The sequence below is a fragment of the Brevundimonas sp. NPDC055311 genome, assembly GCF_053645695.1.
Map to the genome: position 1 here is coordinate 122,389 of NZ_JBSHMV010000004.1, position 25,763 is coordinate 148,151.

The window sequence follows — 25,763 nt, forward strand, 5'->3', positions numbered from 1 at the left end:
TTGGTTGGCGGCGCGAGCCAGGGCAGGGGCCGCCGCGGCGGCCCCTTCTCATGTCAGAACACGATCGGCAGCCGCAGGATGAAGCGCATGTCCGGCGCATCCTCGGTCACGCCGAACTCGAAATTGCCGTTCAGGCTATATCGGTCGTTGATCAGGTAGGACATGCCGAACTGAAGGGCTCCGACCTGCAGTTCGTCGGATTTTTCCGTGATGTCGTTCAGCTGGCTCGAGGTTGGGCGGATGTAGTTGTGCTTATAGCCCAGCGAGAAGGAGAAGCGTGGGTTCAGCGAGAAGCCGAAACCGATCGCCAGGCCGATGGCGTCGCCCGGATCGACCTTGCCGATGTGGATTTCGCCTTCTGTCTTGTCGATGTCGCGCGGCAGGTGGGCGAAGTAGCTCAGGCTGCCGAAGATGACCGCCGGGTCGCTGGGATAGAGGAAGCTGATGCTGGGCTCGACGCCCCAGAAGCCGGAGCCGGTGGCCAGGCGCGTGGCGATGCCGAACTCGTCGCGATCGATGTCGAAGGGGCCTTCGCCGGTGTCGCTCTTGACCCGCAGGCCGGCGATGAAGATGGGGCGGCCGCGCTCGCCGCCGTTGATCTGATAGCGGACGGCGGCCTCGACGTCGCCGACGCCGTCGCCGCTCAGGTCGATGGTGCGGGTCACCGCCTCGTCGCGCTGCTGCACGGTGGTGATGGTGTCGTTACGCCAGACGTAGGGGGCGCGGATCTCGGCCTCCAGTCGGGGGGCGATGCCGTATTTCGCCGCCAGGGTGACGACGCCGGTGTCCCGGTCGGCCTCATTGGCCTCGATCACGCCGATCTGCACGCCGGGCACGATCTCAATGCCGCGGAACACCAGGCGATTGGCGCTGGAGCGCGTGTACTCGGTCGACAGGTCCACCGTCAGCTTGCCCGGCTGGCTCAGCACGGCGATGCCCTCGGGGATGGCGGCCAACTGTTCGCGCCGCACCTCGGGCGCGGGCGGCGGCGGCCCCTCGGTCGGGGGCAGGGTCGGCTGAGCCGGTCCGTTGGGCGCGATGGTGCTGGCGACCTGCTGGCCGGCGCGCAGCTGGTCGAGCGTGCGATCGGCGAAGATCGCCCGGCCCGAGGCGTCGGTCTGCACCTGCCAGCGGGAATCGACGGCGGGCGGAGGGACGGCGGCGCGTTCGGCCAACAGGGCTTCCTGCGCCTCTATCCGACGTTGCTGTTCGACGACCAGGGCCTCCAGCCGCGCGACCCGGGCCGCAAGGTCCTCGTCCTGGGCGAGGGCGGCGCCGGGCGCCAACAAGGCCGCCATGGCCGCCGAAACGCCGATCATCCGCAGGGCGGAGCCGGCGCGTCCCGGCGGGCGGCGGGGGGAGAGAGGCGGACGGGGCCGAGACGGTTGTCGATAAAGGCTCATGACGCTCGCTCTCTCTTTTCGCTTCGGTTTCAGTGAAGGGCGTGTTCGTCGACGCCATAGTCGCTGGCGGCGCGCAGATAGGCCTCGTCCAGCAGGGTCACCCAGCCGCTCTGCATGGCGATCAATCGCTGGCGTCGCATCTGTCCCAGGGTGCGGCTGACATGGACCAAGCTCAGTCCCAGGGCGTCGGCCAGGGTCTCCTGGGTCAGGGGCAGATGCAGACGGTCGCTGGTGCACAGGCCGGCGCGTTGCAGCCGATCGCGCAGTTCCAGCAACAGGTGGGCCAGGCGGGCCTGGGCCGACTGCCGGCCCAGGCGCACCACATGATTCAGCAGGCAGGCTTCCTCGTAGCGGCGAGAGGTCGCCAGGGCCCGACGCAGCCGGTCGTGACGCGGGTCCTGCAAAGCGAGAATTTCGCGCAGCATCAGGGCGTCGACATATTCGACCCGCGTCAGGGCGATGACGGTCGTCTCGTCCAGTGGCCGCGGATGAAGGCTCAGCCCCATGGAGTCGCCGGGCAGCAGGAAGCCGAAGATCTGACGCTGGCCGTCGGCCAGGATGCGCTGCCGACAGGCCCAACCGCTCAGAATCAGGCGAGGCGAGGCGGCCCGCCCGTCCGGATCGAAGGCCTGACCCGCGGGAACGACTTCCTGAAAGACGCAGAGGCGTCGCACCAGGGCGCGCTCTTCATCGCTCAGCCGGTTGATGGAGGTGAGGTTGCGCAGCGCCGCCAGGTCGCCTGGCGTGGACGCCGAACGGCGCACGCTGACCGCGCGCGTCACCATGCCCCTACGGGCAGGCGCGACCGACCCCCTCCGGCGGTCCGGCTTGCGTCCCTCTCCCACACCATCTCAGGCGTTCCTCCGGGACGGGAAACGGCGACCGCACGACGGTCGTTCCTGCCAAGGCTCAAAAACGTTGATTTTAAGTTAATTTTAAGGAGGCGGCTGCGCGCATCGGCCGGACCGGCCGGATATGACCGGCTGCGATCAGCCCTTCCCTTGTCAGTGAGCGGCTGACTCCGCATGAGAGAGAAGGGCCGAAGACGAGCCGGCATGAGGGGGGCGGTAATGGTCGAAACGACGGATCGGCGACAGGGCATACAGTCGGTGGGCATCGGTCTGCGCGTGCTGGACGTGCTGGCGTCGCTGGACGGGGCGGCGGCCCTGGGCGCGATCGCCCAGGCGTCGGATCTGTCGGCGTCGCAGGCGCACCGCTATCTGGCCAGTCTGATCGCGGCGGGCATGGCGCGGCAGGACGCCGCGACGGGACGTTATGAACTGGGGCCGGGCGCCTTGCGGTTGGGGCTGGCGGCCCTGTCGCGCATGGATGTCTTCCGCGAGGCCGCCATCGCCATCGGCGACTATGTGCGCGAGACAGGCCGCACGGTGCAGATGGCCGCCCTGGGGCCGTCAGGGCCCATCGTGGTGCGCTGGATCATGGGCACGCCGCCGATCTCGACCTCGCTGACCGTCGGCGCTCCGCTGCCGCTGCTGAGTTCGGCGACGGGCCATGTCTTCCTGGCCTTCAGGCCCGAGAACCAGACCCGGGCCATGGTCGAGCGCGAGACCCAGCCGCAGTTCCAGCCCATCGACGTTGAAGCCCTGCGCGCGCGGGTCCGCCGCGACGGCTATTCCGCGATTCGCGGGGACCTGATCCCCGGTCTGCGCGCTACCGCGGTGCCGATCTTCGACCTGCAGGGCGAGGCGGTCTTCACAGCCACGGTGCTGGCCACCGATCTGTTCAAGCCGGAGAACGACGATCAGGCGCGCGATCGTCTGATCGAGGTGTGCGACCAGATCACCGCCGCGACCGGCGGCATACGTCCTCAGGTCTGACGCGAGCGTCCTTCAGGCGGCCTTGCGCAGGTCGACGGACGGATCGGATGCGATTTCGGGCTTGAGAGTCTTGCCGATCAGGCGGCGGGCGGCGGCGAAATCGCGCGGCCGGTCCAGGCAGACGGCGCCGACCAGAGCGCCCTGACGCAGGTAAAGACGCGCGCCTTCTCCACGCTCCACAACGGCGTCTGCGGCGGACGGGTCTCCGAGAATCTGCAGGTTATGCCCGCACTGGTCGGTCCAGAACCAGGGCGTCGGTTCGGGTTCGGACGGCAGGCCGAGGATCGCCAGCGCCGCCTTGCGGGCCGAGGTCTGAGCGTGAGCCCAGGTCTCCATGCGTCGCGCCGCGCCGTCCTTCAGCCGCGCCGCCACGTCGCCGATGGCGAAGACGCGCGGATCGCCCGGCGAGCGATAGTCGTCGTCCGTCAGCACGCCGCCGTCGATCGGCAGGCCGGACGCTTCCGCCAGTTCGACGCAGGGGATGATGCCGATCCCGACGACGACCAGGTCGACGTTCAGCGTCTCCCCGCCATCCAGCGTCGCCGTGACGCCGCCGTCGGGCGTGTCGTCCAGGCCGGTCAGCGAGCGGCCCAGGCGGACGTCGACGCCGATGCGCGCGTGAGCCTCGGCCAGCCACTGGGCCGCCTCGGCCGGAATGTTGCGCCCCAGAAGCCGCTCGCCCGCTTCGATCACCACGGCGGACAGGCCCATGCCTTGCAGGGTCGAAGCCGCTTCCAGACCGATGACGCCCCCGCCGACGATCAGGGCGCGCGCGCCGGGCCGAGCGCCCGCGGCCAGGGCGCGCGCATCGTCCGTGGTCCGCAGATAATGGACGGCGGGATGGTGGGGCAGGGGCAGGCGCCGCACCCGCCCGCCGGTCGCCAGGATCAGGGCGTCGAACGGCTCGGTCGATCCGTCGGCCAGGCAGACTTCGCCCTTTTCACGGTCGATCGCGACGGCGGGACTGGCGGTTTTCAGGACGGCGTTCAGCGCGCTCCAGCGTTCCGCCGGCGCCAGCCAGACGGGTTCGGGTTCGGCTCCGCTCAGGAATCCCTTTGACAGGCTTGGACGTTCGTAGGGGGGGTGCGGCTCATCGCCGATGAGGGTCAGCTTCCCGGAAAAGCCCAACTCTCTCAAGGCGATGGCGGCCATTCCGCCAGCGTGGCCAGCGCCGACGACAACGATGCGCTCCGTCATTTGTGATCTCCTCAGGTCATTGCACTACATGCAACGCATTTGACATAGATCAAAAACCACGACACCAAGGCGGTCAACGGCGACGTGAGATCGCCGCTTCGAATTGTCAGTTCGGGAGCTTTTCAGTGACCATCGCCATGCGCCCTCCAGAGGGCCGTCAAGCGCGCGCCTGGCCGGCCGATGTCGACGCCGCGGTGCCCTACTGGGTCTATACGGACCCGGAAATCTACGCCGAGGAGCTGCAGAAGATCTGGTACGGCCCCCACTGGCTGTACGTCGGCCTGGAATGTGAAATCCCCGATGTCGGCGACTGGAAGACCACGACCCTGGGCGAGAAGCCCTGCGTCATGGTCCGCTCGGGCGAGGACGAGATTTCGGTCGTCGAGAACCGCTGCGCCCACAAGGGGGTCAAGTTCTGCCAGTCGCGCTTCGGCCACTCCAAGGAGCTGATCTGCCCCTATCACCAGTGGTCCTACGCCCTGAACGGCGACCTGCAGGGCGTGCCCTTTCGCCGGGGGGTGAAGCGCCAGGGCGGGATGCCCGCCGACTTCGACCTGAAGCAGAACGGCCTGACCAAGCTGCGGGTCGAGGTGGTCAACGGCGTGGTCTGGGCCACCTTCTCGGACGAGACGCCGCCGTTCCGCGAGTATCTGGGCGAGAAGTTCTGGAAGCACTACACCCGCGTCTATGACGGCCGGAAGCTGCAGGTGCTGGGCTACAATCGCCAGCACATTCCCGCCAACTGGAAGCAGATGCAGGAGAACATCAAGGACCCGTATCACGCCGGGCTCCTGCATGTGTTCTTCGCCACCTTCGGCCTGTTCCGCGCCGACCAGAAGTCGGCCGTCGATATCGATGACGAGGGCCGCCACGGCATCCTGATCTCGCGCAAGGGCGAGCAGGAAAAGACCGAGGACATGGCGGACATCCGCAACTTCCAGGGCGACCTGGTGCTGGAGGACCCGCGCGTCATGGACGTGGTGCAGGAGTTCCCCGGCGAGGAGACCGTCGGGATGATCACCATCTTCCCCAGCGTCATCCTGCAGCAGCAGGTCAACAGCCTGACCACGCGCCAGATCGTGCCCAAGGGGCCGGGCGGGTTCGACTTCCACTGGACCCACTGGTGCTACGCCGACGACACCGACGAGATGAAGCTGCGGCGCACGCGCCAGGCCAATCTGTTCGGACCGGCGGGCTTCGTCTCGGCCGACGACGGCGAGGTTCTGGAGATGACCCAGCAGGGGGCCATGGGCTCGCCTGACGCCAACATGATCCTGCAGATGGGCGGCCGCGAGATCGCCCCGACCGACCACCAGGTCACGGAGACCGCCGTGCGCGGCATGTGGCGCTACTGGCGCAAGGTGATGGGGCTGTGAGCATGAGCGAGACCATCACCCGCGACGAGGTCCGCGACCTTTACGACGCCTATTATGCGACGCTTGACGATGTCGATCTGCACGCCTGGCCCGAGTATTTCACCGAGGACTGCCTCTATCGCGTGATCCCGCGCGAGAACCATGAGGCGGGCTACACCCTGTGCACCATGCAGGCCGAGAGCCGCGGCATGTTGAAGGACCGGGTGACGGGGCTGACGCGGACGCAGATGTACGCCCCGCGATACTACCGCCGCTTTCCCACCGCGCCGCGCATCGTCGAGCAGGACGAACAGGGCGTGCGCGTCCGCCACAACCTGCTGGTGGTGCAGACGCTGATCGACAAGCCCTCGGACATCGTGCTGTCGGCCGTCTGCCATGACCGCATCGTCCGTGACGGCGACCGGCTGCGCTTCGTCGAGCGCATCGTCGTCTTCGATTCCGAAATGATCCCGAACAGTCTGGTGTATCCCGCATGACCGATGTCGCGACCCTGTCGTGGGCGGCCGCCCTGCCGCCCTCGGCCCTGGATGAACACGGCGTGGCCAAGGCCGTCGTCAACGGCCTGAGCGTCGCCCTCTATGTCGTGGACGGCGAGTATTTCGCCACCGCCGACCTGTGCACCCACGGCCAGGCCAGCCTCTCCGACGGCTATCTGGACGGCGAACTGATCGAGTGCCCGCTGCATCAGGGCACCTTCAATGTGAAGACCGGCGCGGCCGTGGACGCGCCCTGCTCGGTCGCCGTGCGCACCTTCCCGGTGAAGCTCGAAGACGGCGTCCTGCACGTCGGCATGGAGGCCTGATCACATGACGCAGCTGACCAACGACAACCGCGCCCAGCTCGAGACCCTCTATCAGCAGATGGAGCCGGAAGGGCTCTACCCTCTGTGGGAGAAGCTGGCCGCCCTGGTCCTGCCCCAGCCGCAGTCGCCGGCCCAGGTGCACAAATGGGTCTATGACAACGCCCGCGACTATCTGATGCGCGCCGGCGACCTGATCAGCGCCAAGGACGCCGAGCGGCGGGTGCTGATCCTGGAGAACCCTGGCCTGCCGGGCCATTCGGGCATCACGCCCAGCCTCTACGCCGGCCTGCAGCTGATCCTGCCGGGCGAGGTCGCCCCGGCCCACCGCCACGCCCAGTGCGCCCTGCGCTTCGTGCTGGAAGGCGAGGACGCCTATACGGCGGTCGATGGCGAGAAGGCGGTGATGCGCCCCTTCGATCTGGTGCTGACGCCGGGCGGCCAGTGGCACGACCACGGCAATCCGACCGACAAGCCGATGATCTGGTTGGACGGTCTGGATATCCCGACCGTGCGCCATTTCGACGCCAGCTTCGCCGAGCACTATCACGAGGACCGCTTCCCGGAGCAGGCCCCGGCGGGCGACAGCCTGAACCGCTACGGCCGCAACATGCGTCCGCTGAAGGGCCACACGGCGGACCGCCGCCCGGCGCACCAGCCTCTGTTCCACTACCCCTACGCCGAGTGGCGTCCGGCCCTGGACGCCCTGGCCGAGAGCGGCGCCGAGATCGACCCGCACCTGGGTCATGCGCTGGAGTTCATGAACCCGATCGACGGCGGCCCGATCATGGCCACCATCTCGGCCCATGTCCGCCTGCTGCCGAACGGTTTCCAGACGCGTCCGCGTCGCGCGACCGACGGGACCATCTTCGTCGTCGTGGAAGGAACCGGCGAGGCCGTGATCGAGGGCGAGACCGTCGCCCTGAACCCCCGCGACATCGTTGTCGTCCCGTCGTGGAAACAGGTGGTGTTCAAGGCCGAGAGCCAGCTTGTGCTGTTCGGCTACTCGGACAAGGCCTGTCAGGAAAAACTGAATCTTTACAAGGAAGAAAACGCGTGAGCCTGCTGTTCCAACCGCAAGCGCCGGTCCTGGCCAAGACTTCGACGGGCGACGATTTCCCGGTTCGCCGCATCTTCTGCGTCGGCCGCAACTACGCCGCCCATGCGCGCGAGATGGGGCGCGACCCCGACCGCGAACCGCCCTTCTTCTTCACCGCCTGGGCCGAGACGGTCGTGCCGGATGGAACGACCATCGCCTATCCGTCCAAGACGGAGAACTTCCACTATGAGGCCGAACTGGTCGTCGCCGTGGGCAAGGGCGGGCGCGACATCGCCGTCGAGGACGCGCTGGACCACGTCTGGGGCTACGCCACGGGCCTGGATATGACCCGTCGCGACCTGCAACTGGAAGCTCGCGCCCAGGGGCGTCCGTGGGACACCGGCAAGAACGTCGAACAGTCCTCGCCGCTGGGCCTGATCCTGAAGGCGGGCGAGGGCGACTTCGACCCGAACAAGGGCGCGATCAAGCTGACCGTCAACGGCGAGGTCAAGCAGGACGCCGACCTGGCCGACCTGATCTGGCCGGTGGCGGACATCATCGCCTATCTGTCGACCCTGTGGGAGATCCAGCCGGGCGATCTGATCTACACAGGCACGCCGGCGGGCGTCGGCGCCGTGGTCGAGGGCGACGAGATGGTGGTGACCATCGACGGCCTGACGCCGCTCAGTATCAAGGTCGGTCCGAAGGCCGCCTGATCCCCTTCAACGCATCATCAGCAATCACGGAGAGGCGCGCGTCAGACGCGCCCTCCGCAGGAGGACTACACATATGGCAGCCATGGGCGAAGGAGGCGGCAACGCCGTCATCGACCGGGCCAAATTCGGCCCGCTGCAGTTCGGCGTCACGGCGCTGTGCTTCATCATCGCCATGCTCGACGGCTTCGACACTCAGTCGATCGCCTTCGTCGCGCCCAAGATCGCCGAGGACTGGGGCCTGGCCCCGTCGGCGTTCGGCCCGATCTTCGCCATCGGCCTTCTGGGCCTGACAGTCGGCGCCTTCACCCTGAGCCCGGCGGCGGACAAGTTCGGCCGCAAGACGGTCATCCTGATCTCGACCCTGATCTTCGGCCTGTTCGCCCTGCTGACGGCCTTCTCGACCTCGATGAACGAGCTGTTGATCTACCGTTTCATCACCGGGGTCGGCCTGGGCGCCGCCATGCCCAACATCATCGCCCTGACCAGCGAATACGGCCCGGCGCGGCTGCGCGCGACCCTGGTGACGGTCATGTTCTGCGGCTTCCCGCTGGGATCGACCATCGGCGGCCTGGTTTCGACCTGGCTGATCGCGACCTGGGACTGGCATTCGGTCTTCGTCGTCGGCGGCGTCCTGCCGCTTCTGCTGCTGCCGGTTCTCTACTTCATGCTGCCGGAATCCGTGCGCTTCCTGGTCGCCAAGGGCGCGCCGGAGCACAGGATCGCGCCTATCGTGAAGAAGATCGACGCCAGCGCCTCGGTCGACGAATTCATCGCCGGCCTGAAGCATGAACAGTCTTCGGCGGCCAAGGGCTTCTCGGTCTTCCAGCTGTTCCGTGAGGGCCGCACGCCCGTGACCCTGCTGCTGTGGGTCGCCTTCTTCATGAACCTGCTGGTCATGTACTTCCTGGTGAACTGGCTGCCGACCCTGCTGAAGGGAGCGGGCCTGCCGCTCAGCATGGCCATCCTGTCCACCTCGATCCTGAACCTCGGCGGCGTCGTCGGCGCCATCGTCCTGGGCCGGATGATCGACAGGATCAGTCCCTATGTCGTCCTGGGCGCGGCCTACGCCGCCTCGGCCGCCTTCATCGCCCTGCTGGCTTTCGGCGGCACCAATCTGCCGGTCCTGCTGGTCGGCGCGGCGCTGTCCGGCTTCGGCGTCGTCGGCGCCCAGATCGGCTGCAACGCCCTGACGGCGGCGGTCTACCCGACGGCCATCCGCGCCACGGGCGTGGGTTGGGCCCTGGGCGTCGGCCGCATCGGCGCCATTGTCGGCCCGCTGGTCGGCGGCGTGCTGCTGGCCGCCGGCTGGACGCCGCAGTCGCTGATCCTGCTGGCCGTCATCCCCGCCGCGATCGCCTCGATCGCCGTCTTCACCCTCGGCGGCGTGCGCCGTCGGGCCGGAGTCTGACCCCATGATCCTGCACGGCTATTTCCGCTCCACGGCCTCCTGGCGCGTTCGTATCGCTCTCGGCCTCAAGGGGTTGGAGGCCGTGCAGGTCGCCCACCACCTGCGCAAGGGCGAGCAGCGGGCGCCGGCGTACCTGGCGCTCAATCCGCAAGGGTTGCTGCCGTCGCTCGTCACCGACGACGGCGCGGTCCTGACCCAGTCCCTGGCCATCATCGAATACCTGGACGAGATCGCGCCCGAGCCGGCCCTTCTGCCCGCCGATCCGGTGCTGAAGGCCAAGGTCCGGGCCGTGGCCCAGGCCGTCGCCTGCGACATCCATCCGGTGCAGAATCTCAAGGTGCTGCAACGCCTGCGTGAACTGGGCTTGGGTGAAGAACTGGTCCAGGCCTGGGCCTCGACCACGATCGAGGAAGGTCTCGACGCCGTCGACCGACTGCTGGCGGATCAGCCGGGTCCTTTCGCCTTCGGCGACGCCCCAAGCCTGGCCGACCTGTGCATCGTGCCGCAACTGGGCAACGCTCGCCGCTTCGGCGTCGAACTGCGCTGGCCGCGCCTGCTGGCGCTTGAGGCGGCCTGTCTCGAACTGCCCGCCTTCCAGAACGCCGCGCCCGGCCAGCAGCCCGACGCCGAATAATCATCTCAACCGAACCGAGCGCGGAGACAACCGCGCCCTTTCCCGGAGGAAACCATGACCATCGCCGCTGCGGCCGCCGCCGCATTGCTTTCGCACGCCCCCATGCCCGCCGACGCCGAGGCGCCGATCCAGACCGCGCCGGCCGCCGCGCCTGCTGCGGCGCCTGCGGCTCCGGTCGCGCCGCCGCCGTTCAAGCTGATCAACCACGATGAGAATTACGCCTACCTGGCCGACCCGGCGAAGCGCAGCTCGACCTGGTCGAGGTTCAAATATGTCCCGGTCGGCGGCGAGGACAGCCCCGTATGGGCCAGCTTCGGCGGCGAACTGCGCTTTCGCGCCGAGCATCGCGACAACGAACGCTTCGGCCGCGGTCCGCAGGACACCGGCGGCGATTTCCAGACCCGCGCCCGCCTGTGGGGCGAGCTGAACCTGGGCTCTTCGCTGCGCGCCTTCGTCGACGTGCAGGACGCCCGCACCTCGGGTCTGGCCAGCGGCGAGCCGGTGATCGAGGAGAACCGCACCGACCTGCATCAGGCCTTCATCGAGGCGAAGACGGGTCTGGGCGAAGGGACGCTGCGCGTCCGCGCCGGCCGTCAGGAGTTCGGCCAGGGCGGCTTCCGTCTGTTCGACATGCGCGAGGGCGCCAACGCCCGGATGGCCCTGGACATGGTCCGGGTCATGTACGACAGCCCGACCGGCTGGAGCGGCGGCGCCTTCGCCGGCTATGCGCTGCGCGAGGGCAAGGCCTCGTGGGACGACGCCACCAATTTCGACTATCGCCTGTATGGCGCGACGGCCGCGAAGACGCTGGGGCAGGGGGCGACGGCGCCGAAGCTGGAGCTGCTCTACGCCAACACCGATCGCCTGACGACGCCGTTCGATGGTCAGCTTCCCGGCCGCGACGACCGCGACACCCTGTCGGTGCGCCTGTCGGGCAAGGTCGCGCCCTGGGACTATGAGGTCGAGGCGGTCAAACAGTGGGGCTCGTTCCGCGACCTCGACATCGACGCCTGGTTCATCTCGGCCGTCGGCGGCCGCACCTTCGCCGATGTGAAGTGGTCGCCGCGCGTGGCCGTGCGCCTGGACGTCGGCTCGGGCGACAAGAACCCGAACGACGGCAAGCTGAACAGCTTTAACCCCCTGTTCCCGCAGCCGGCCGCCCTGCGCACCGATCTGGGCTTCGCCAACCTGATCCTGCTGCAGCCCGAGGTGACGGTGCGTCCGTCGCCCAAGCTGACGCTCGGCGCCAACACGGCCGGCCTGTGGCGCCAGAGCAAGGACGACGGTCTCTACGCCCTGTCGGGTCTGGTGCTGCGCGGGGCGGATGAAGGAGAGTCGTCCTATGTCGGCTGGCGCACGGGCGTCTTCGCCCGCTACGCCCTGACGCCCTATGTCTCGCTGATGGGCGTGGCCAACTACACCAAGGCCGGCGACTTCCTGAAGGAAACCGGGACCGCCGAGAACCAGTCCTACCTGGGGACCTTCCTGACCTTCAGGTTCTGAGCGGGATCAGAACCTGCAGGCGGACAGCCTCCTGTCGAACCCGGCCTAACGTCGCGAAGGCGAGGAGAGGTGGTTCGACAGGAACAGGGCGTTGATCAGCAGACGCTCCGTCCCCAACCAGTATTTGCGGTGGGCCGGGTCGTCGGCGAACAGGACGACGTTGCCCGCGCCGATCGGGTTCACCTGAGCCCAGACCGAACCTGCCGAGCGGGCGCGCAGGGCTTCGGGCAGGTAGCCGTTGACCTGCGGGTCGGTCTCGATCCGCACGACGTTGGCGAAGGGATCGGCCACGGGCGCCAGGACGACGTCCGTCTCCTTGTTCACGAACAGGTCGCGGCGCGACAGGCCGAAGGCCAGGGGATGGCTGATGTCGGCGTCGGCCGACAGGGCGTTGCCCGCCGTCCGTTGTTCGCCCTGGATGGCGCCGCGGTCGGCGTAGTCGCGGCGCTCGACCTCGGCCTTCTTCTCGTCTTCTGAGGCGGCCTGCGGGGCCAGTCCGTTGGCGGCGGCCCAGCGCGCGGCGTTGCCGAACACCACCAGGGACCCGCCCGCCCGCACCCAGGCCTTCAGCGCGTCCACCGTCGGCTGGCCCAGGTTGTCGTAGCGCCCGCCGGACAGGACGATGCTGTCATAGTTTCCCAGCGGCACGCGGCCCAGTTGCGATGGGTCCAGCCGCGTCGCCGGGTAGTTCAGCCGCTCGCTGAGGGCGAACCAGGTCGAGCCGATTTCGGTGGCGTTGACGCCCTCGCCCATGACCAGGGCGATGCGCGGTGCGCGCACGACTTTCACGTTGTCGCTGCCTAGATCGACGCCCGCGACGCTCGCGCCGGTCGAGACGGCGTGGGCGACCACGCCCGCCTCGCGTGCGGCCGTGTCGACGGCGGTGCGCAGGGCGGCGGCGTCCAGCGATTGTCCCGCCGTGGTCACGACCAGGGAGCCGCGCCCGAAGGCGCTGTCGCCCGCCGCCGTCCTTGCGGTCAGCGGCTCGAACGCCGCGCGGACGCGCACGTCCTGACGCAGCAGGGCCGCCAGAACGCGCGGGGCGTTCAGGTCGCGCCAGTCGACGACATAGGCGTAGGCGTCCTGCGGCCCGCTGACGCCGCCGGTTGCGACGGGTGCTTCGGTCACGGCGGACCCGTGGGCGGGGACGCGGCGCAGGCCGTCGCTCTTCAGGCCATAGGCGAGGGCGACGGCGTAGGAGGTGCTGCCGTAGACGCTGCCCTTGGTCGGCGGCGTCCGGTCGAAGATGGAATGCACCAGGCGGAATTGCGGCTGGGCCGAGGGCACGACATAGGCGCTGCCCGGCTCATAGGCGCGTCCGTTCTGCGTCACCCGCTCGGTCAGCGGGTGGACCTGGATGTGGTGGGCCAGCAGCAGGTCCAGCGTCTGCCGCGTCAGGCCGGGATCGGTCGCGTCGCCGAAGACGAAGGCCTGGCTGGAATGGCGCCGTCCCTGCTCGACGGCCGAGCGGAAGAAGTCGCGCTGGAAGGCCTGAAGCCCGGCGCGCTCGGCGACGGCGCCGCGGATGGTGGCCAGGCCGACGTTGGTCTGGTTGCGGATGGTGAAGGGGAAGGTCAGCGGGCCGTTGGCCGTGTCCTGCACCAGGCCGCGCGAGCTGGCCTGTTCGACCGTCACCCCGACCCCTCCGTGGAAGTCGGGATAGGTCGAGCCGTAGACCGGCGAGAAGTTGTCGAAGACCTCGCGCGTGTAATAGAGCGAGCCGAGGCTATCCAGCGCCTGGGCGTGATACCTGGCCAGCGTCACGTTCCACTCATAGCTGGCGCGCGGCAGCAGGGGGCTTTCCATGCTGGCGGGCGAGGGCTCGAAATAATAGGTGCTGCCCGCGCCCATCTCGTGGAAGTCGATCTGGATGTTGGGCCGCCAGCGGTGGAAGGCCTCCAGCTTGGCGCGCGTCTCTTTCTGCGTCACCGCCAGCCAGTCGCGGTTCAGGTCGGTGAAATAGTGGTTGGTGCGTCCGGCGGGCCAGGCCTCGACGTGCTCCTTGTCCAGCGGGTCCGAGACGGCGGGCTGGTTTTTCCAGGCGTTGTGCCAGTTGGCGGCGCGGTCGCGGCCGTCGGGGTTCTGGGACGGGTCGATGACGACCACGGCCTTGTCCAGCCAGTCCAGCACCTCGGGCGAGCGCCCGGCGGCGAGGTAGTAGGCGGTCAGCAGGGCCGCCTCGCCGCTGGAGGTCTCATTGCCGTGGACGCTGTAGAACAGGCCGACGACGACCGGGGCGTCGGCCCCCGCCGCCGGGCCGCCGGGATCGCCCGCCGCGATATGGGCGCGCTGAATCTGGTCGATCCGGCCCTGATTGGCGCTCGAGGTGATGACCACGGACAGCAGGGGCCGCTGTTCATAGCTGCGGCCGATTTCCTCGACCGTCACCCGATCCGACAGGCGTGCCAGTTCGCGCAGGTAGTCCACGATGCGGTCGTGGCGGGTGTAGTGCGTGCCGATCGGATAGCCGAGGAAGGCTTCCGGCGTCGGGATGGCGGGGTCGAAATCGCCTGCGGCCGCCTGTGGGAAGAAATAGCCGCTCTGGGCCAGGGCCGGAGCGGGCGCCGCCAGGGCGACGCCGCCCAGCAGGATCGCCGCCGCCGCGCCGCCGGTCAGGATGCGACGGAGGGATGAACGGGCGTGTTGAACACTCATGGTGTCAGGTCTCGATGCGAAAAAGGGATCAGAAGCGGACGTCGAAGCCGACGCGGAAGTAGCGCCCGCGCAGGTCGTACTGGCCGAAGTCGTAGGGCGCGCGCACGCCGGGGAAGGAGGCGTCGTGCGGCGGCGCTTCGTCCAGCAGGTTCTCGATCTTGGCGTAGAGCGTCACGCGCTCCAGCCCGGACCACGCCGCATACAGATCGAACTGGTGATAGGCGTCCACGCGCGATTGTCCCCCGACTTCCGGCACCTGATCATAACCCGAGGTGTAGTACCAGGTCAGGTTGGCGTCGAAGACGTCGCGGTTCCAGGCCAGCCGCGTCGTCGCCTTGTGCGCCGGCAGGGTCGCGCCCCGGTTCGACCCGGCATAGTCCAGCAGCGGCCCGCCCGCCGCGTTCGGCCGCTTGTATTCCAGCAGGTGCGTATAGGCGCTGGAGACGGTGAACGTCCCCCAACCGTCTGTGCGCCAGCGCTGGCTGAAGTCCACGTCGATGCCCGACGTCTCCAGCGCCGTCAGGTTGCGATAGCGGTTGTAGACGGCCTGAAGCTTGCCGCGTTCATCGCGGACGACGTCGGCAGGGTCGTTGCCCTGGACGATGGCGGTGGTGTTGCCCGTGCCGATCAGGTTGTCGAGCTTGATCTGATACCAGTCGATGCTCAGCGCCGTGTCGCGCGTCGGGGTGAAGACGACGCCCAGATTGTAGGAGCGGGTCTTTTCCGGCTCCAGATCGGTGTTGCCCACGGTGAAGAAGGTCGGGCTCTGGCGCGAGTTGGGCAGGTCGGGATCATAGGGGTCGATGACCGAGCCGTAGGAGATCATAGTCGAGGCCGAGTTCTCCGACAGCGACGGCGCCCGGAAACCGCGTGAGGCCGAGGCCCGCAGCGCCAGCCACTCCAGCGGCTTCCACCGCACGCCCGCCTTGGGCGAGAAGGCGCTGCCGAAGTCGCTGTATTCATCCGCCCGCGCCGCGACCTGGATGTCCAGATTGCTCAGGACGGGGATGTTGAACTCGGCATAGGCGGCCCAGACGTCGCGCTCGCCGTCCACTGCGGCGATGGCGGGGCGGATCTGCAGCCCGGCGTCGATCTGCCACGGATTGCTGGAGACTAGGCTCTCATGCCGGAACTCAACCCCGGCGGCGTAGCCGACCTGACCGGCGGGCAGGTTGAACAGCTCGCCGGAAATCTTGAAGTCGGCCCCATAGAGGCGCGACTCCGCCGGACGCAGGGTCGACAGGCGGATGCCGTCCAGCACGGCCTGCGGCGTGGCGCCCGGCTCGTGCAGGTTCAGCGTGCCGTCAGCCAGGGCGTCGGCCAGGTTCCAGCGATGAGCGAAGCCGCCGGACACCGTCTCGCGCTCGTCGCTGCCCGAGGCGAAGACGGCGGCCTCCCAGTCGAAGCGGTCATGGCGCCCGCGCACCCCGGCCAGGGCGCGATAGGACTTCGACTCATTGGTCTTCAGCGTCCGGCCCAGGTCGAAGAAGGTGTATTCGATCGGCGTGGCGACGCCGTAGGGGTTGTAGGGATTATTGGCGGGCAGCAGGTTCGACACCGGCTCGGCCAGCCCGGTCTCGGCGTTCAGCGCGAACCGCCCGCCTTCCAGCGTGAAGAAGGGGCTGGAGCCGAACAGGGACGCCCCCTCGACATAGGAATAGAGCACCTCGCCGAAGGCCTCGATCTGCGGCGTCAGGCGCTTGGTCCCGAACAGATAGGCCTGATAGCGGTCGGTCGAGGGAATCAGCGTCGTGTGCGGCGCCAGGTTGATGGCGCAGGTGTCGCCGGCCAGGCCGTCGATCGGGGCGCTGGCGGTCAGCACCATGCCTTCGGGGCACTGGCCCTGGGCGTTGAGGAAGGGCACGGACCGGCCGTCGACCAGGAAGCGCGCCCCCTTGGCCGACCAGCCGTTCCAGCGGCCGCCGGGCAGGTCGTCATAGATGCCCGACTTGGTCAGGTCGCGCTGGTCCTGATCCAGCCGATTGCGGGTATAGGCCTCCAGCGACAGCAGGATGTTGTAGCCGTCCGTCTCCAGATCGCCGTGGCCCGCGACCAGTTTGGCGGTCGAGGTCTCCAGCCCGCCCTGATCGGCGAGACCGTAGCTGGCGCCGAACTCCAGGCCCTGGAAATTCTGGCGAGTGATGATGTTGGTGACGCCCGCCACCGCGTCCGAGCCATAGACGGCCGAGGCGCCGTCCTTCAGCACCTCCAGCCGCTGCGTCGCCACCATCGGCAGGGCGTTCAGATTGACGAAGGTGTCCGACAGGCCGCCGCCGGGGAAGCCGTAGTTGGCCACGCGGCGCCCGTTCAGCAGCACCAGGGTGTTCTTCTGCGACAGACCGCGCAGGCCGATGCCCGCCGCGCCTGACGACCAGCCGCTGTTCTGCGTCTCGTTCGAGCCGTTGCCGGTATTGGCCGAGATCGAGCGCAGCAGGTCCGCCGTCGTCGACTTGCCCGAGCTTTCCAGCTCCTCGCGCCCGATCACCTGGACCGGGTTGAAGCCTTCGGTGTTGGCGCGGCGGATGTTGGACCCGGTCACCACGACGTCCGCGACCGAATGAGCCGCCGCAACCTGGGCTTGGTCTGTTAGATTTTCATCGCTTCGGGCTTGTGCGGCGCCGCACGCGCCTGCGGCCGAAAGAAAGGCGAGAACGGTCAGGGAGGGCCTGATCATGGGGATGCTGCACCGCAATAAGTGTCACAATTGGGCGCGCAATAAGGCATGCCAAGCTGGCTTGCATAACTTAGAAATTCTATCTGTATGGCGAGAAACGGTAGCCGATGACACCGGCGCTGCGGTCGTTAAATGCTTCCGTCCTGCGCCCTGGACGCGGCGAGCCCTATCCTTTGCTCGGTTTGGGGCGAGGGTCGTCGCCGCCGCCCTTCTTCTTGAAGGTGTCCCCGATCTCCCGCGCGTCAGGACCGTCCGGTCCGGCGCGACGTTGAGACTCGCGCCCGACCCGGCGCACCGCTTCGTCGGGCGTGTCGGCGTCAGGCCTCCCGCCTGGAATGGCGGCGTTGCGCTCCCGTCCTTTGGATTGCTGTCTGTCGCGCATGTCTCTCTCCTGTCGTGATCACTCAGAGTGAGGCGTGGAGCCCCGGAAATGGTTCCCGACGAGGGAGCAAGGCGCGCGCCTGCCTCTAGAAGCGATGTGGCCTACGGTTTGCGAAGCGTTCATCAAACGCCTTCACGCTCCTTTAAGTTGTGAGGCTGATGCTGTTCGCGTCACGAGGTGCGATCATGCGACATGAACGGCGTATCGGGATGGCGAAGCGGCAAGGGGCGGCGGCGGTGGAGTTCGCCATCGTCGGGCCGGTGTTCTTTCTGCTGCTGGCGGGAATGATCGTCTACGGCGGCTGGTTCTGGATGGCGCATTCGGTCCAGGCGGCCGTATCCGAGGGCGCGCGCGCCGCGATCGCGGGACTGGACGCCGTGGAGCGCGAACAACTGGCGCGCGAAGTCGTGGAGACCCAGCTGAAGGACCTCGGGCTCAAGGCCGCTGACGCGGTCGTGGCGGTGCGCGCCGAGCCGGGGCGTTTCCGGGTCGAGGTGGCCTATGACGCGGGCGGACATCCGTTGATGGCCCTGTCGCCGCTGACCGTGCCGCCGCCTCGCATCATTCGCCGCACCGCCGTCATCCGCGTGGAGGAGGCGTGAGATGGGCCGGCGTCGCCGCCTTTCCAGCGATGACCGGGGCGGGGTTGCGGTCATGGCCGCCGTCTTCGGCGCCCTGATCTGCGTCCTGGCGGCCCTGGCGGTCGATGTGGGCTCCATGGTTCTGAAGGGACGCGAAGTCCAGGGGGCGGCGGACCTGTCGGCGCTGGCGGCCGCCCAAACCTTGTCCGACCCGCCCGAACGGACCGAGGCCGCAGCCCGCCTCACGGCCCAGGACAATCTGGTCGATCTGGCCGGAGCGCGGATCCAGCGGGGCGTCTATACGCCTGACCCCCGGTTGAAGCCGCGCGCGCGTTTCGCCGACGGCGGGTCCAGACCCAACGCCGCCCGCGTGACCTTGAGCGCCCCGGCGCCCCTCTATTTCGGCCGCTGGATACTGAGGCGAGACAGCGTGACGGTGTCGAAATCGGCCACGGCGGCGCTGCCCGGCGGTCCGCCCAGCGCCGTCTTCTCCATCGGTTCGCGCCTGGCGGGGCTGGACGGCGGATTGGCGAACGCCCTGCTGTCCGGCCTGCTGGGAAGCAAGGTGTCCCTGACGGTGATGGACTATCGCGCCCTGGCCGACGCTCAGGTCAACCTGCTGCAGTTCTCGGACGCCCTGGCGGCCGAGCTAGGGGTGACGGCGGGAGATTATGACGCCTTGCTGGCGCATGAAGCCCAGACGGGCCAGGTGCTGAGGGCGCTGGAGGCCGTCGCCGGGTCGGGCGCAGAAAGCGCCCTGAGCAAGCTGACCCGCCTGCCGGTGAACGCCGTGGTCAAGCTCGAGGAGCTGATCGGCGTGGATGCGGATGCGCGCAGCGGCTTGCGGCGAGGGCTGGACGCCGAGGTCTCGGCCATGGACCTCCTGATGGCGACGCTGCAGACCGCCAATCAGGATCGTCAGCTGGCCCTGGATGTGGGGGCGCGCGCCGGACTGGCGGACCTCGACGTCATGCTGGCGATCGGCGAACGTCCCAATCGCGCGCCCTGGCTGACGGTGACCGGCACAGGCGAACCGATCATCCGCACGGTGCAGACGCGCCTCTATCTTGAGGCGACGGCCTTGGACAAGGTTCCGCTCGTGGGGCTGCTGGCGCAGGTGAAGGTCCCCATCCTGATCGAAGCGGCCAGCGCCGAGGCGCGGCTCAAGGCGATCGAGTGCGAGGGAACGCCGCGCGTGCTGATCGAGGCGCGGCCCGGCGTGGCGCGCGTGCGCCTGGGCCAGATCGATCCCAAACGCCTGCGGGACTTCAAGTCCGAGCTCAAGGTCAGCCCGGCCAGGCTGGTGTCCGTATTGCTGATCACGGTGGAAGGCGTCGCGGACATCCAGGTGGCGGATCTGGAGTGGAGCGAGCTGCGCTTCACGGGAAGCGAGATCGGGTCGAGCCAGCCCAAGACCGTCCGCGCCAAGGGCTTCGTGAACGGCCTGATCGTCACCCTGCTGCGGGACACGCGGCTGACGGCCCTGGGGATACCCCTGCACCTCGTCACCCAGTTGCTGGCGGGCGTGCTGACGCCGCTCGGGCCGGTGCTAGACGGCGTGGTTCAGCCTCTGCTGGAACTGCTCGGCGTCCGGCTGGGAGAGGCGGATGTGTGGGTGCACGGCGTGCGCTGTCCCAACCAGGGCGGTGTTCCGCAACTGGTCGGCTGAGCGATCGAAGAGTGTGCGATCAGCCTTCGGCGGGACGCAGGCCGGTCGAGGCCTGCTGGACCACTGGGCGACGCTGGCCGCCGGCGGCGATGATGCGATCGATGCGGGCCTTCTCGGCGCGGAAGGCGTTCAGGTCGGCGCCGGCCAGGACGGTGCCTTCCTGGGTCTTGATGCCCGAGGGATTGATCCGCTGGCCGTTGCGCCAGATCTCATAGTGCAGGTGCGGACCGGTCGAGGCGCCGGTCGAACCGACATAGGCCACGACCTGGCCCTGGGTCACGCGCTGGCCGGCGCGCATGCCCGAGGCGTAGCGCGACAGGTGGCCGTAGCCGCTTTCCAGGCCGTTGGCGTGGCGAATGCGCAGCCAGTTGCCATAGCCGCCCCAGCGCCGGGCCTCGACCACCACGCCGTCGGCGGGCGCCACCACGGGCGTGCCGGTGGAGGCGGCGAAGTCCATCCCCTGGTGCATCTTGCGATAGCCGGAGATGGGATGGGTGCGAACGCCGAAATTGGAGCTGACGCGGCGGAAGTTCTGCAGCGGCGTGCGCATCATGGCGGTGCGCGTGTTCTTGCCCGTGGCGTCGAAATACTGGGCCGTCTTCGAGCCGGCGGGCTGGAAGCGGTAGAAGGCGTGACCCTTCAACTCGGCGTAGAGCAGTTCGCCGGTTTCGACGGTGCGGCCCGATTCCGTGACCGTGCGATCGAACACCAGGGTGAATTCGTCCGAGGCGCGCACGTCGCGCTGCATGTCGAACTTGTGGGCGAACAGTTGGCTGGCGCGACGCACCACGGCCGAGGTGGCGCCCAGTTCGCGGGCGCTGGCCGACAGGGAGCGCTGCACCTTGTCGTTGGCGACGACGGTTTCCTGGGCGATCTTCTCGTCCAGCGAGCGCAGGCGCAGCGCGCCGTCGAAACTGCGCGACACGGTCAGTTGGCTGGCCGGACCGGTGCGCATGGTCAGGCCGATCAGGCGGGCGTCGCCCAGGCCGCCGCGCGGCTTGGACACGGCGGTTTCGAAACGCAGGCCCGCGCGCAGATCCTTGAGGTCGAAGGCGCTGGCGACGGTGGCGGCCACGGCCTTGGCCTCGTCGGCGCCGATGCCGGTGCGGCGCACGGCCTGCTCAAAGGTTTCGCCGCGGCGAATCTGGACGGGGATGGCTTCCGGCGTGGTCATGCCGGCCGGCGCGGCGGCGGCGGCGTAGGCCTGGGCTTCCAGGGATTCGATCTGCTCCGCCGTCAGGGCCGGAACTTCCTCGGCCTTGACCTGTTCATACCCACGACCGGCGAACAGGGCGATGCCCACGGCGGCGCAGGTCGTCAGCAGGTGCGGCGCGAGCCGGACAGGCTGGCGGCGAGGATCGAACTGAGCCATGGGTCCCCGGCAAGTCGGCGACGCGTTCCGCGCCAAAACAGTCGAATCTCGACGCGCTTGCCGATCGTCCGGCGAACGCGAAGCGAGCCGTATAGCCCGCACGTCCCATCTTGGGAAGATGGAATGTTACGATTGGTTAACATGGCCGCGATGATCTGCAGTAATTTACCGTTCTGCGTGAGTCTCTCGCCAAACTTCGCCTTCTTGTAGTCGAGGTCGGCTGGTAGTGGCGCAGGTGTCACGTCGCAGTGCTCATTCTGCAACGACTGTTGTTGTCGCGCATTCTGTGGCGTTGTTCCCCTTCCTGTTAAGTTGAACGCCGCTCCCCTTGACCGACGACATAGCCACTTCAGGGTCCGACGCCGGATCCGCCCAGTCCCCTGGCGCGCCGTCCGGAAAGGGAAGGCCGCGACGACGGCTGGCCAGGACGTTGCTGATCGTTCTGGCGTTGCTGCTGGTGCTGGCGGCGACGCTTTATCTGAACCGGCGGGCGGCGGCGCGCGAGCTGCTGGTCGGCTGGCTGGATCGCAAGGGCATCGACGCCGACGTCGAGGTCGAGCGGCTGGAGCTCAACGGCTTTGTCGGCAAGGTCTCCATCGGCGATCCCGAGAACCCCGACTTCAAGGTCGAGCGGGTCGAGGTCGACTACGCCGTAGGCCTGCCGTGGTCGAAGGCCGGTCTGGGGGTGACGCCCCGCCGCGTCCGTCTGGTCCGTCCGATCGTGCGCGCGGCGTGGAAGGACGGCAAGCTGTCGCTGGGCAGCCTTGATCCCCTGGTCGAGGAATTCACCGGCAAGCCGCCCAGGCCGGATTCCCGCGCGCCCCTGGTCATCGTTGAAGGCGGTCAGGCGCGGCTCGACACCGAGTACGGCCCGCTGCACCTGCTGGCGGACGCCCGGATCGACGACGGCAAGCTGATGCGGCTGTCGGGACGGATGCCGGCCGCCTCGCTCAAGAGCGGCGAGACCGAGGCGCGCGGCCTGGCCGGCGTGATCGATGTGACGACCGCGGGCGACCGTACGACGGTGAAGCTGGACGCCCAGGCCGAGCGCTTCGCCGTGGCGGGCGTCGGCGGCCAGGGGGCGGCGCTGAGTCTCAGCGGCGATCTGCCCTATCCGGACATGAAGACCCGGCGCGGCGACGGTCGGGTCGGCCTCAACGCGCGCCTCACGGCGGATGAACTGGCCGGCGCCGGGACGACGGCGCGCCAGGCGGTCGCGACGATGGAGTTCGCCGGGGCGGTCGAAGGTTGGCTCAACGCCTACAGCCTCAAGGGCGAGGCGAAGGGGACGGCGACGGCGGACCGACTCCAGGGCGAGGGAATGGAAATTCGTCAGGCGGCGCTGGATCTCGGCCGCCTCGTCCTGTCGACATCAGGCGGGACGGAAGCCGAGGAGATGAAGTGGCGGGCGGCTTCGCCCCTGCGGCTGACGGCGGCGTCGGGCCGGTTCGGCGAGACCCGTTTGACCCAGGCGGTCCTCGTCTCGACCGCCCTGGAGGCCGGCGGCAAGGGGGAAGCCTTCGAGGTCCAGGGGCCGGCGACCCTGACCGTTCGGCGCCTGGCGACGGGCGATGTGACGCTGGACGGCGCGCGCGGGCGTCTGGACGTCGATCTGGTGCGGGATTCCATCACGCGGATCAGCGCCGCCGGAGCCCTGGCGGCGGATCGTGTTTCGGCGCCCGTGCTCGGCGCGCCTCAGGCTGACGACATTCCCGAACTCGCCGAGTTGAAGCGGGCGCTGGGGGCCTTCGCCCTGGATGCGCCCCAGGTGCGGATGGTCAGCGACAACGCTGGGGTGGAGCTGGTCCTGCTGCGGCCGCTGACCGCCCGCCCGGCCAACGGCGGCGAGCTGCAGTTGTCCTCAGCGAGGGCGCCGGCGCTGTCCATGAGGGCGGGCGGCGCGGCGCTGGGCGCCTTCAGCGTGGCGTCCAGACGCGGCGGCGGCTTGCCGGAAGCGCGCTTCGACGGCGTGCAGTGGCGGATGACGCCGGGCGGATTCGCCGCGACGCTGAAGGGGGAGGCGGCTCTGGATTTCGGGCCTGCGCGCGACATCGCCTTCAGCACCCGGGGCGAACTGGTCTCCACGGGCGGACGGCTGACCTATACGACGAACGACTGCATTCCCTTGACGGTGCGCAAGCTGGACCTGGGCGAGAACTCGGTTGAGGCCGTGACCGGCCGGGCGTGTCCGACATCGGACCCGCTGGTCGTGGTTCAGAACGGCCTCTGGCGCGCTCGGACGCGGCTGGTCGACGTGGCGGCCTCCGTGCATGTCTTCGAGGCGGGCCTCTCCGCCGCGGAGGGCGAGCTGACGGTCGACGGCGGGCCGAAAGGAGTGTCGATGCGCGTCGGGGTCGCCAAGGCCCAGGTCGCGGATACGGCTGATCCGGTCCGCTTCCTGCCGCTTCAAGCCAAGGGCGAGGCGCAACTGGCGGATGACGTCTGGACGGCCGCCTTTGACCTCAGCCGCCTGGACCACGCCATCGGGCGGGTCGACGTGCGCCACGACGTGCGGGCCGAGGCGGGCGGGGCGGTGATCTCGGCGCCCAGTCTGGCCTTCACCGAGCATGGGCTGCAGCCCGACGACCTCAGCCCGCTCGTCGCCGACTATGTGAAGTCGCCGGTCGAGGGCTCGGCCGGGTTCGAGGGGCGGTTCGACTGGACGGCCGAGGGCGCGACCAGTTCGGGCGTCCTGACCGTGCCGGAGCTGGACTTCACCAGCCCGGCGGGCAAGGTCCAGGGCCTGAAGGGGCGGGTGGAGTTCACCAGCCTGACGCCGCTGATCACCGCGCCGAACCAGACGCTGACGGCCGACCGGGTGCAGACGGTGACGCCGCTGACCGATCTTCAGCTGTCCTTCGGCCTGGACGAAAAGGCCCTGACCATCGGCGGGGGTCAGATCCAGGCGGCGGGCGGGCGCATCAGCGTCGAGCCCCTGTCGCTGCCGCTGACGCCGGGCGAAGGCTGGGGCGGCGTGGTCGTGGTCGAGGGCGTGCAACTGAACGAACTGCTGAAGAGCGCCAATCTTCAGGACAAGGCCGAGTTCGACGCCGTGGTGTCGGGACGACTGCCCTTCACCTACGATCCCAAGGACGGCTGGCGCATCGTCGGCGGCGTGCTGAACGGGGTGCGGCCCGGCCGTCTGTCGATCCAGCCCGAGGTGTTCGACGATCTGGCCGCAGGCGGCGGGGGCGAGGCCGGGGTTCCGCCCAACACCATGCAGGACCTGGCCTATCAGGCCATGCAGGACCTAGCGATCAGCGACCTGACCGCCGAGGTCAACAGCCTGGATGAGGGGCGCCTGGGCGTCCGGTTCCGCATCAACGGCCGCCACGATCCGCCCGAGCGAGAGCAGCTTCGCCTGACCTTCATGGAGCTGATCCGGCGCGACTTCCTGAACAAGAAGCTGAACCTGCCGTCGGACACGCCGATCGACCTGACGCTGGACACGACCTGGAACGCCAACCAGATCATTTCCGACCTGCTGGAATATGCGCGTCGAGGGGAGACGCCCGTGCTCACGACGGATGAAACGCCTTGAGTCACGGCCGCGCTTTGTTCAGAACCCATTCACACGCCGCTGCGTTTAATGGCGGCGACTTCCAACGCCGCCTTCGGAGATCGGCCACATGATCAGCAAGCGCCACATCGTCGCCATGCTCGGCCTCGGCGCCGTCAGTCTGGCCGCATGCGCGCCTACGGTGAACATCAAGTTCAGCGAGCCGCTGCAGATCTACGCCAAGCTGGACGCCGACATCCGCATCAAGCTGGACCAGGAACTGCAGAACCTGCTCCGCGAAAACCCCAACCTGTTCTGATACGAAAGGGGGCTTTAGACATGACTTACCGCAAACTCTTCGTCGCCGTGGCCGCTGTCGCTGCTCTGGGCGTCGCCGCCGGCGCCGCCGTGGCGCAGACCGCCTCGCAGAAGGCTCTGGTCGATCAGGCCAAGGCCGCCGGCGCGGCCGGCGAGCAGGCCGACGGCTATGTCGGCGTGCGCACCTCGGTCGACGGCCCTACCCAGGCCGCCATCAGCGCGACCAACGCCGGCCGCCGCCAGGCCTACGCCCGCAGCGCCTCCGACGCTGGCACCTCGGCCGAGGTGGCGGGCGCCCGGATGTTCGAGACCCAGCTGCTGCCGCGCATCAGCTCGGGCCAGTGGTACAAGAACGCCCAGGGCCAGTGGGTCCAGCGCTGAGCTGAGCCATGACGAAGACCTCCAGAGGCGGGCGACTGGTCCGGCTTCTGCGGTCGCTGGTTCTCGCCGTCGCCATATCGGCCGTCAGCACCCTGGGGCTGGCGGCCTATTGGCGTCTGATCGGCGGGGGCGAGATGAGCCTGCATGGCTGGATCGCCATGGGGCTGGGCGTGCTCGGCACGGTCGGCCTGGCCTGGGGGCTGATGGCCCTGGCCTTCCGGTCCGATCGCGAGGGCTGGGACGATCGGGTGGACAACCACCTCGATCCCGGCATCGAAAGCGCCGAGGACCGCAAGGACGACGAGCTCTACTATTGAGG

General features: G+C 68.6%; 22 protein-coding genes. 15 read left to right on the plus strand and 7 right to left on the minus strand.

Going from position 1 to position 25,763, the window contains the following annotated elements; all coding sequences use genetic code 11:
- Window positions 1-53: 53 nt before the first annotated feature.
- Both ACWIDZ_RS14025 and ACWIDZ_RS14030 read right to left on the minus strand, forming a co-directional pair.
- Window positions 54-1,319, minus strand: a complete 1,266-nt coding sequence (locus tag ACWIDZ_RS14025) for a transporter (protein ID WP_453989756.1) — start codon at window positions 1,317-1,319, stop codon at window positions 54-56.
- Window positions 1,320-1,432: 113 nt separating this feature from the next.
- Complete coding sequence (locus ACWIDZ_RS14030) at window positions 1,433-2,188, minus strand: Crp/Fnr family transcriptional regulator (protein WP_291778820.1); 756 nt, start codon at window positions 2,186-2,188, stop codon at window positions 1,433-1,435.
- Between the two features lie 270 nt (window positions 2,189-2,458).
- Between ACWIDZ_RS14030 and ACWIDZ_RS14035 the strand changes: the two genes are divergently transcribed.
- Window positions 2,459-3,241, plus strand: coding sequence for an IclR family transcriptional regulator (locus ACWIDZ_RS14035; RefSeq protein ID WP_453989754.1), 783 nt, complete (start codon window positions 2,459-2,461; stop codon window positions 3,239-3,241).
- Window positions 3,242-3,253: 12 nt separating this feature from the next.
- Here the strand turns inward: ACWIDZ_RS14035 and ACWIDZ_RS14040 are convergent, their stop codons facing one another.
- The gene (locus ACWIDZ_RS14040) at window positions 3,254-4,438 is read right to left on the minus strand and encodes an NAD(P)/FAD-dependent oxidoreductase (RefSeq protein WP_453989752.1); all 1,185 of its coding nucleotides are present in this window, start codon (window positions 4,436-4,438) and stop codon (window positions 3,254-3,256) included.
- 125 nt (window positions 4,439-4,563) lie between these two features.
- On the opposite strand from ACWIDZ_RS14040, the gene ACWIDZ_RS14045 reads away from it, so the two are divergent.
- The 8 genes from ACWIDZ_RS14045 to ACWIDZ_RS14080 all read left to right on the plus strand — a co-directional run bounded on the left by ACWIDZ_RS14045 (window position 4,564) and on the right by ACWIDZ_RS14080 (window position 11,913).
- On the plus strand, window positions 4,564-5,814 hold the full coding sequence (locus ACWIDZ_RS14045; protein ID WP_453989750.1) for an SRPBCC family protein: 1,251 nt from the start codon (window positions 4,564-4,566) through the stop codon (window positions 5,812-5,814).
- A 2-nt stretch (window positions 5,815-5,816) separates the two neighbouring features.
- Window positions 5,817-6,290 (plus strand): aromatic-ring-hydroxylating dioxygenase subunit beta, encoded by a 474-nt coding sequence (locus ACWIDZ_RS14050; RefSeq protein WP_291778833.1) that lies wholly within the window; start codon window positions 5,817-5,819, stop codon window positions 6,288-6,290.
- Complete coding sequence (locus tag ACWIDZ_RS14055) at window positions 6,287-6,616, plus strand: non-heme iron oxygenase ferredoxin subunit (RefSeq protein ID WP_291778837.1); 330 nt, start codon at window positions 6,287-6,289, stop codon at window positions 6,614-6,616. The genes ACWIDZ_RS14050 and ACWIDZ_RS14055 overlap by 4 nt, the downstream gene beginning before the upstream one ends.
- A 4-nt stretch (window positions 6,617-6,620) precedes the next feature.
- Window positions 6,621-7,673, plus strand: coding sequence for a gentisate 1,2-dioxygenase (gtdA, locus tag ACWIDZ_RS14060; RefSeq protein ID WP_343831728.1), 1,053 nt, complete (start codon window positions 6,621-6,623; stop codon window positions 7,671-7,673).
- Window positions 7,670-8,368: a fumarylacetoacetate hydrolase family protein gene (locus ACWIDZ_RS14065; protein WP_453989747.1), complete on the plus strand. Its 699-nt coding sequence runs from the start codon at window positions 7,670-7,672 to the stop codon at window positions 8,366-8,368. Before gtdA ends, ACWIDZ_RS14065 begins: the two co-directional genes overlap by 4 nt.
- A gap of 73 nt (window positions 8,369-8,441) precedes the next feature.
- On the plus strand, window positions 8,442-9,776 hold the full coding sequence (locus ACWIDZ_RS14070) for an MFS transporter (protein ID WP_343831731.1): 1,335 nt from the start codon (window positions 8,442-8,444) through the stop codon (window positions 9,774-9,776).
- 4 nt (window positions 9,777-9,780) lie between these two features.
- Window positions 9,781-10,410 carry a maleylacetoacetate isomerase gene (gene maiA / locus ACWIDZ_RS14075; protein ID WP_453989745.1) on the plus strand — a complete coding sequence of 210 codons (630 nt, stop codon included), beginning with the start codon at window positions 9,781-9,783 and terminating at the stop codon, window positions 10,408-10,410.
- A 54-nt stretch (window positions 10,411-10,464) separates the two neighbouring features.
- Window positions 10,465-11,913, plus strand: coding sequence for an alginate export family protein (locus tag ACWIDZ_RS14080; RefSeq protein WP_453989743.1), 1,449 nt, complete (start codon window positions 10,465-10,467; stop codon window positions 11,911-11,913).
- Window positions 11,914-11,958: 45 nt separating this feature from the next.
- Here ACWIDZ_RS14080 and ACWIDZ_RS14085 read toward each other — a convergent pair whose 3' ends face one another.
- The 3 genes from ACWIDZ_RS14085 to ACWIDZ_RS14095 all read right to left on the minus strand — a co-directional run bounded on the left by ACWIDZ_RS14085 (window position 11,959) and on the right by ACWIDZ_RS14095 (window position 17,624).
- On the minus strand, window positions 11,959-14,568 hold the full coding sequence (locus ACWIDZ_RS14085) for a M14 family zinc carboxypeptidase (RefSeq protein WP_453989741.1): 2,610 nt from the start codon (window positions 14,566-14,568) through the stop codon (window positions 11,959-11,961).
- A gap of 28 nt (window positions 14,569-14,596) precedes the next feature.
- A complete protein-coding gene (locus ACWIDZ_RS14090; protein WP_453989739.1) occupies window positions 14,597-17,107 on the minus strand; it encodes a TonB-dependent receptor in 2,511 nt (836 codons plus the stop codon).
- A gap of 301 nt (window positions 17,108-17,408) precedes the next feature.
- The gene (locus ACWIDZ_RS14095) at window positions 17,409-17,624 is read right to left on the minus strand and encodes a hypothetical protein (protein WP_453989737.1); all 216 of its coding nucleotides are present in this window, start codon (window positions 17,622-17,624) and stop codon (window positions 17,409-17,411) included.
- 209 nt (window positions 17,625-17,833) lie between these two features.
- Here ACWIDZ_RS14095 and ACWIDZ_RS14100 point away from each other — a divergent pair, with 209 nt between their 5' ends.
- Together ACWIDZ_RS14100 and ACWIDZ_RS14105 are read left to right on the plus strand one after the other, a co-directional pair.
- Window positions 17,834-18,226, plus strand: a complete 393-nt coding sequence (locus ACWIDZ_RS14100) for a TadE/TadG family type IV pilus assembly protein (protein WP_312219798.1) — start codon at window positions 17,834-17,836, stop codon at window positions 18,224-18,226.
- Window position 18,227: 1 nt separating this feature from the next.
- Complete coding sequence (locus ACWIDZ_RS14105; RefSeq protein WP_453989735.1) at window positions 18,228-19,874, plus strand: TadG family pilus assembly protein; 1,647 nt, start codon at window positions 18,228-18,230, stop codon at window positions 19,872-19,874.
- Between the two features lie 19 nt (window positions 19,875-19,893).
- On the opposite strand, the gene ACWIDZ_RS14110 is transcribed toward ACWIDZ_RS14105, so the two are convergent.
- Window positions 19,894-21,246, minus strand: coding sequence for a M23 family metallopeptidase (locus ACWIDZ_RS14110; RefSeq protein ID WP_312219796.1), 1,353 nt, complete (start codon window positions 21,244-21,246; stop codon window positions 19,894-19,896).
- Window positions 21,247-21,676: 430 nt separating this feature from the next.
- Between ACWIDZ_RS14110 and ACWIDZ_RS14115 the strand changes: the two genes are divergently transcribed.
- The 4 genes from ACWIDZ_RS14115 to ACWIDZ_RS14130 all read left to right on the plus strand — a co-directional run bounded on the left by ACWIDZ_RS14115 (window position 21,677) and on the right by ACWIDZ_RS14130 (window position 25,761).
- Window positions 21,677-24,787, plus strand: a complete 3,111-nt coding sequence (locus ACWIDZ_RS14115; RefSeq protein WP_453989733.1) for an intermembrane phospholipid transport protein YdbH family protein — start codon at window positions 21,677-21,679, stop codon at window positions 24,785-24,787.
- Window positions 24,788-24,875: 88 nt separating this feature from the next.
- Window positions 24,876-25,064: a YnbE family lipoprotein gene (locus ACWIDZ_RS14120; RefSeq protein ID WP_291778878.1), complete on the plus strand. Its 189-nt coding sequence runs from the start codon at window positions 24,876-24,878 to the stop codon at window positions 25,062-25,064.
- Between the two features lie 20 nt (window positions 25,065-25,084).
- The gene (locus tag ACWIDZ_RS14125) at window positions 25,085-25,444 is read left to right on the plus strand and encodes a YdbL family protein (protein ID WP_291778881.1); all 360 of its coding nucleotides are present in this window, start codon (window positions 25,085-25,087) and stop codon (window positions 25,442-25,444) included.
- Between the two features lie 8 nt (window positions 25,445-25,452).
- Window positions 25,453-25,761 (plus strand): hypothetical protein, encoded by a 309-nt coding sequence (locus tag ACWIDZ_RS14130; RefSeq protein ID WP_291778884.1) that lies wholly within the window; start codon window positions 25,453-25,455, stop codon window positions 25,759-25,761.
- Window positions 25,762-25,763 lie beyond the last annotated feature (2 nt).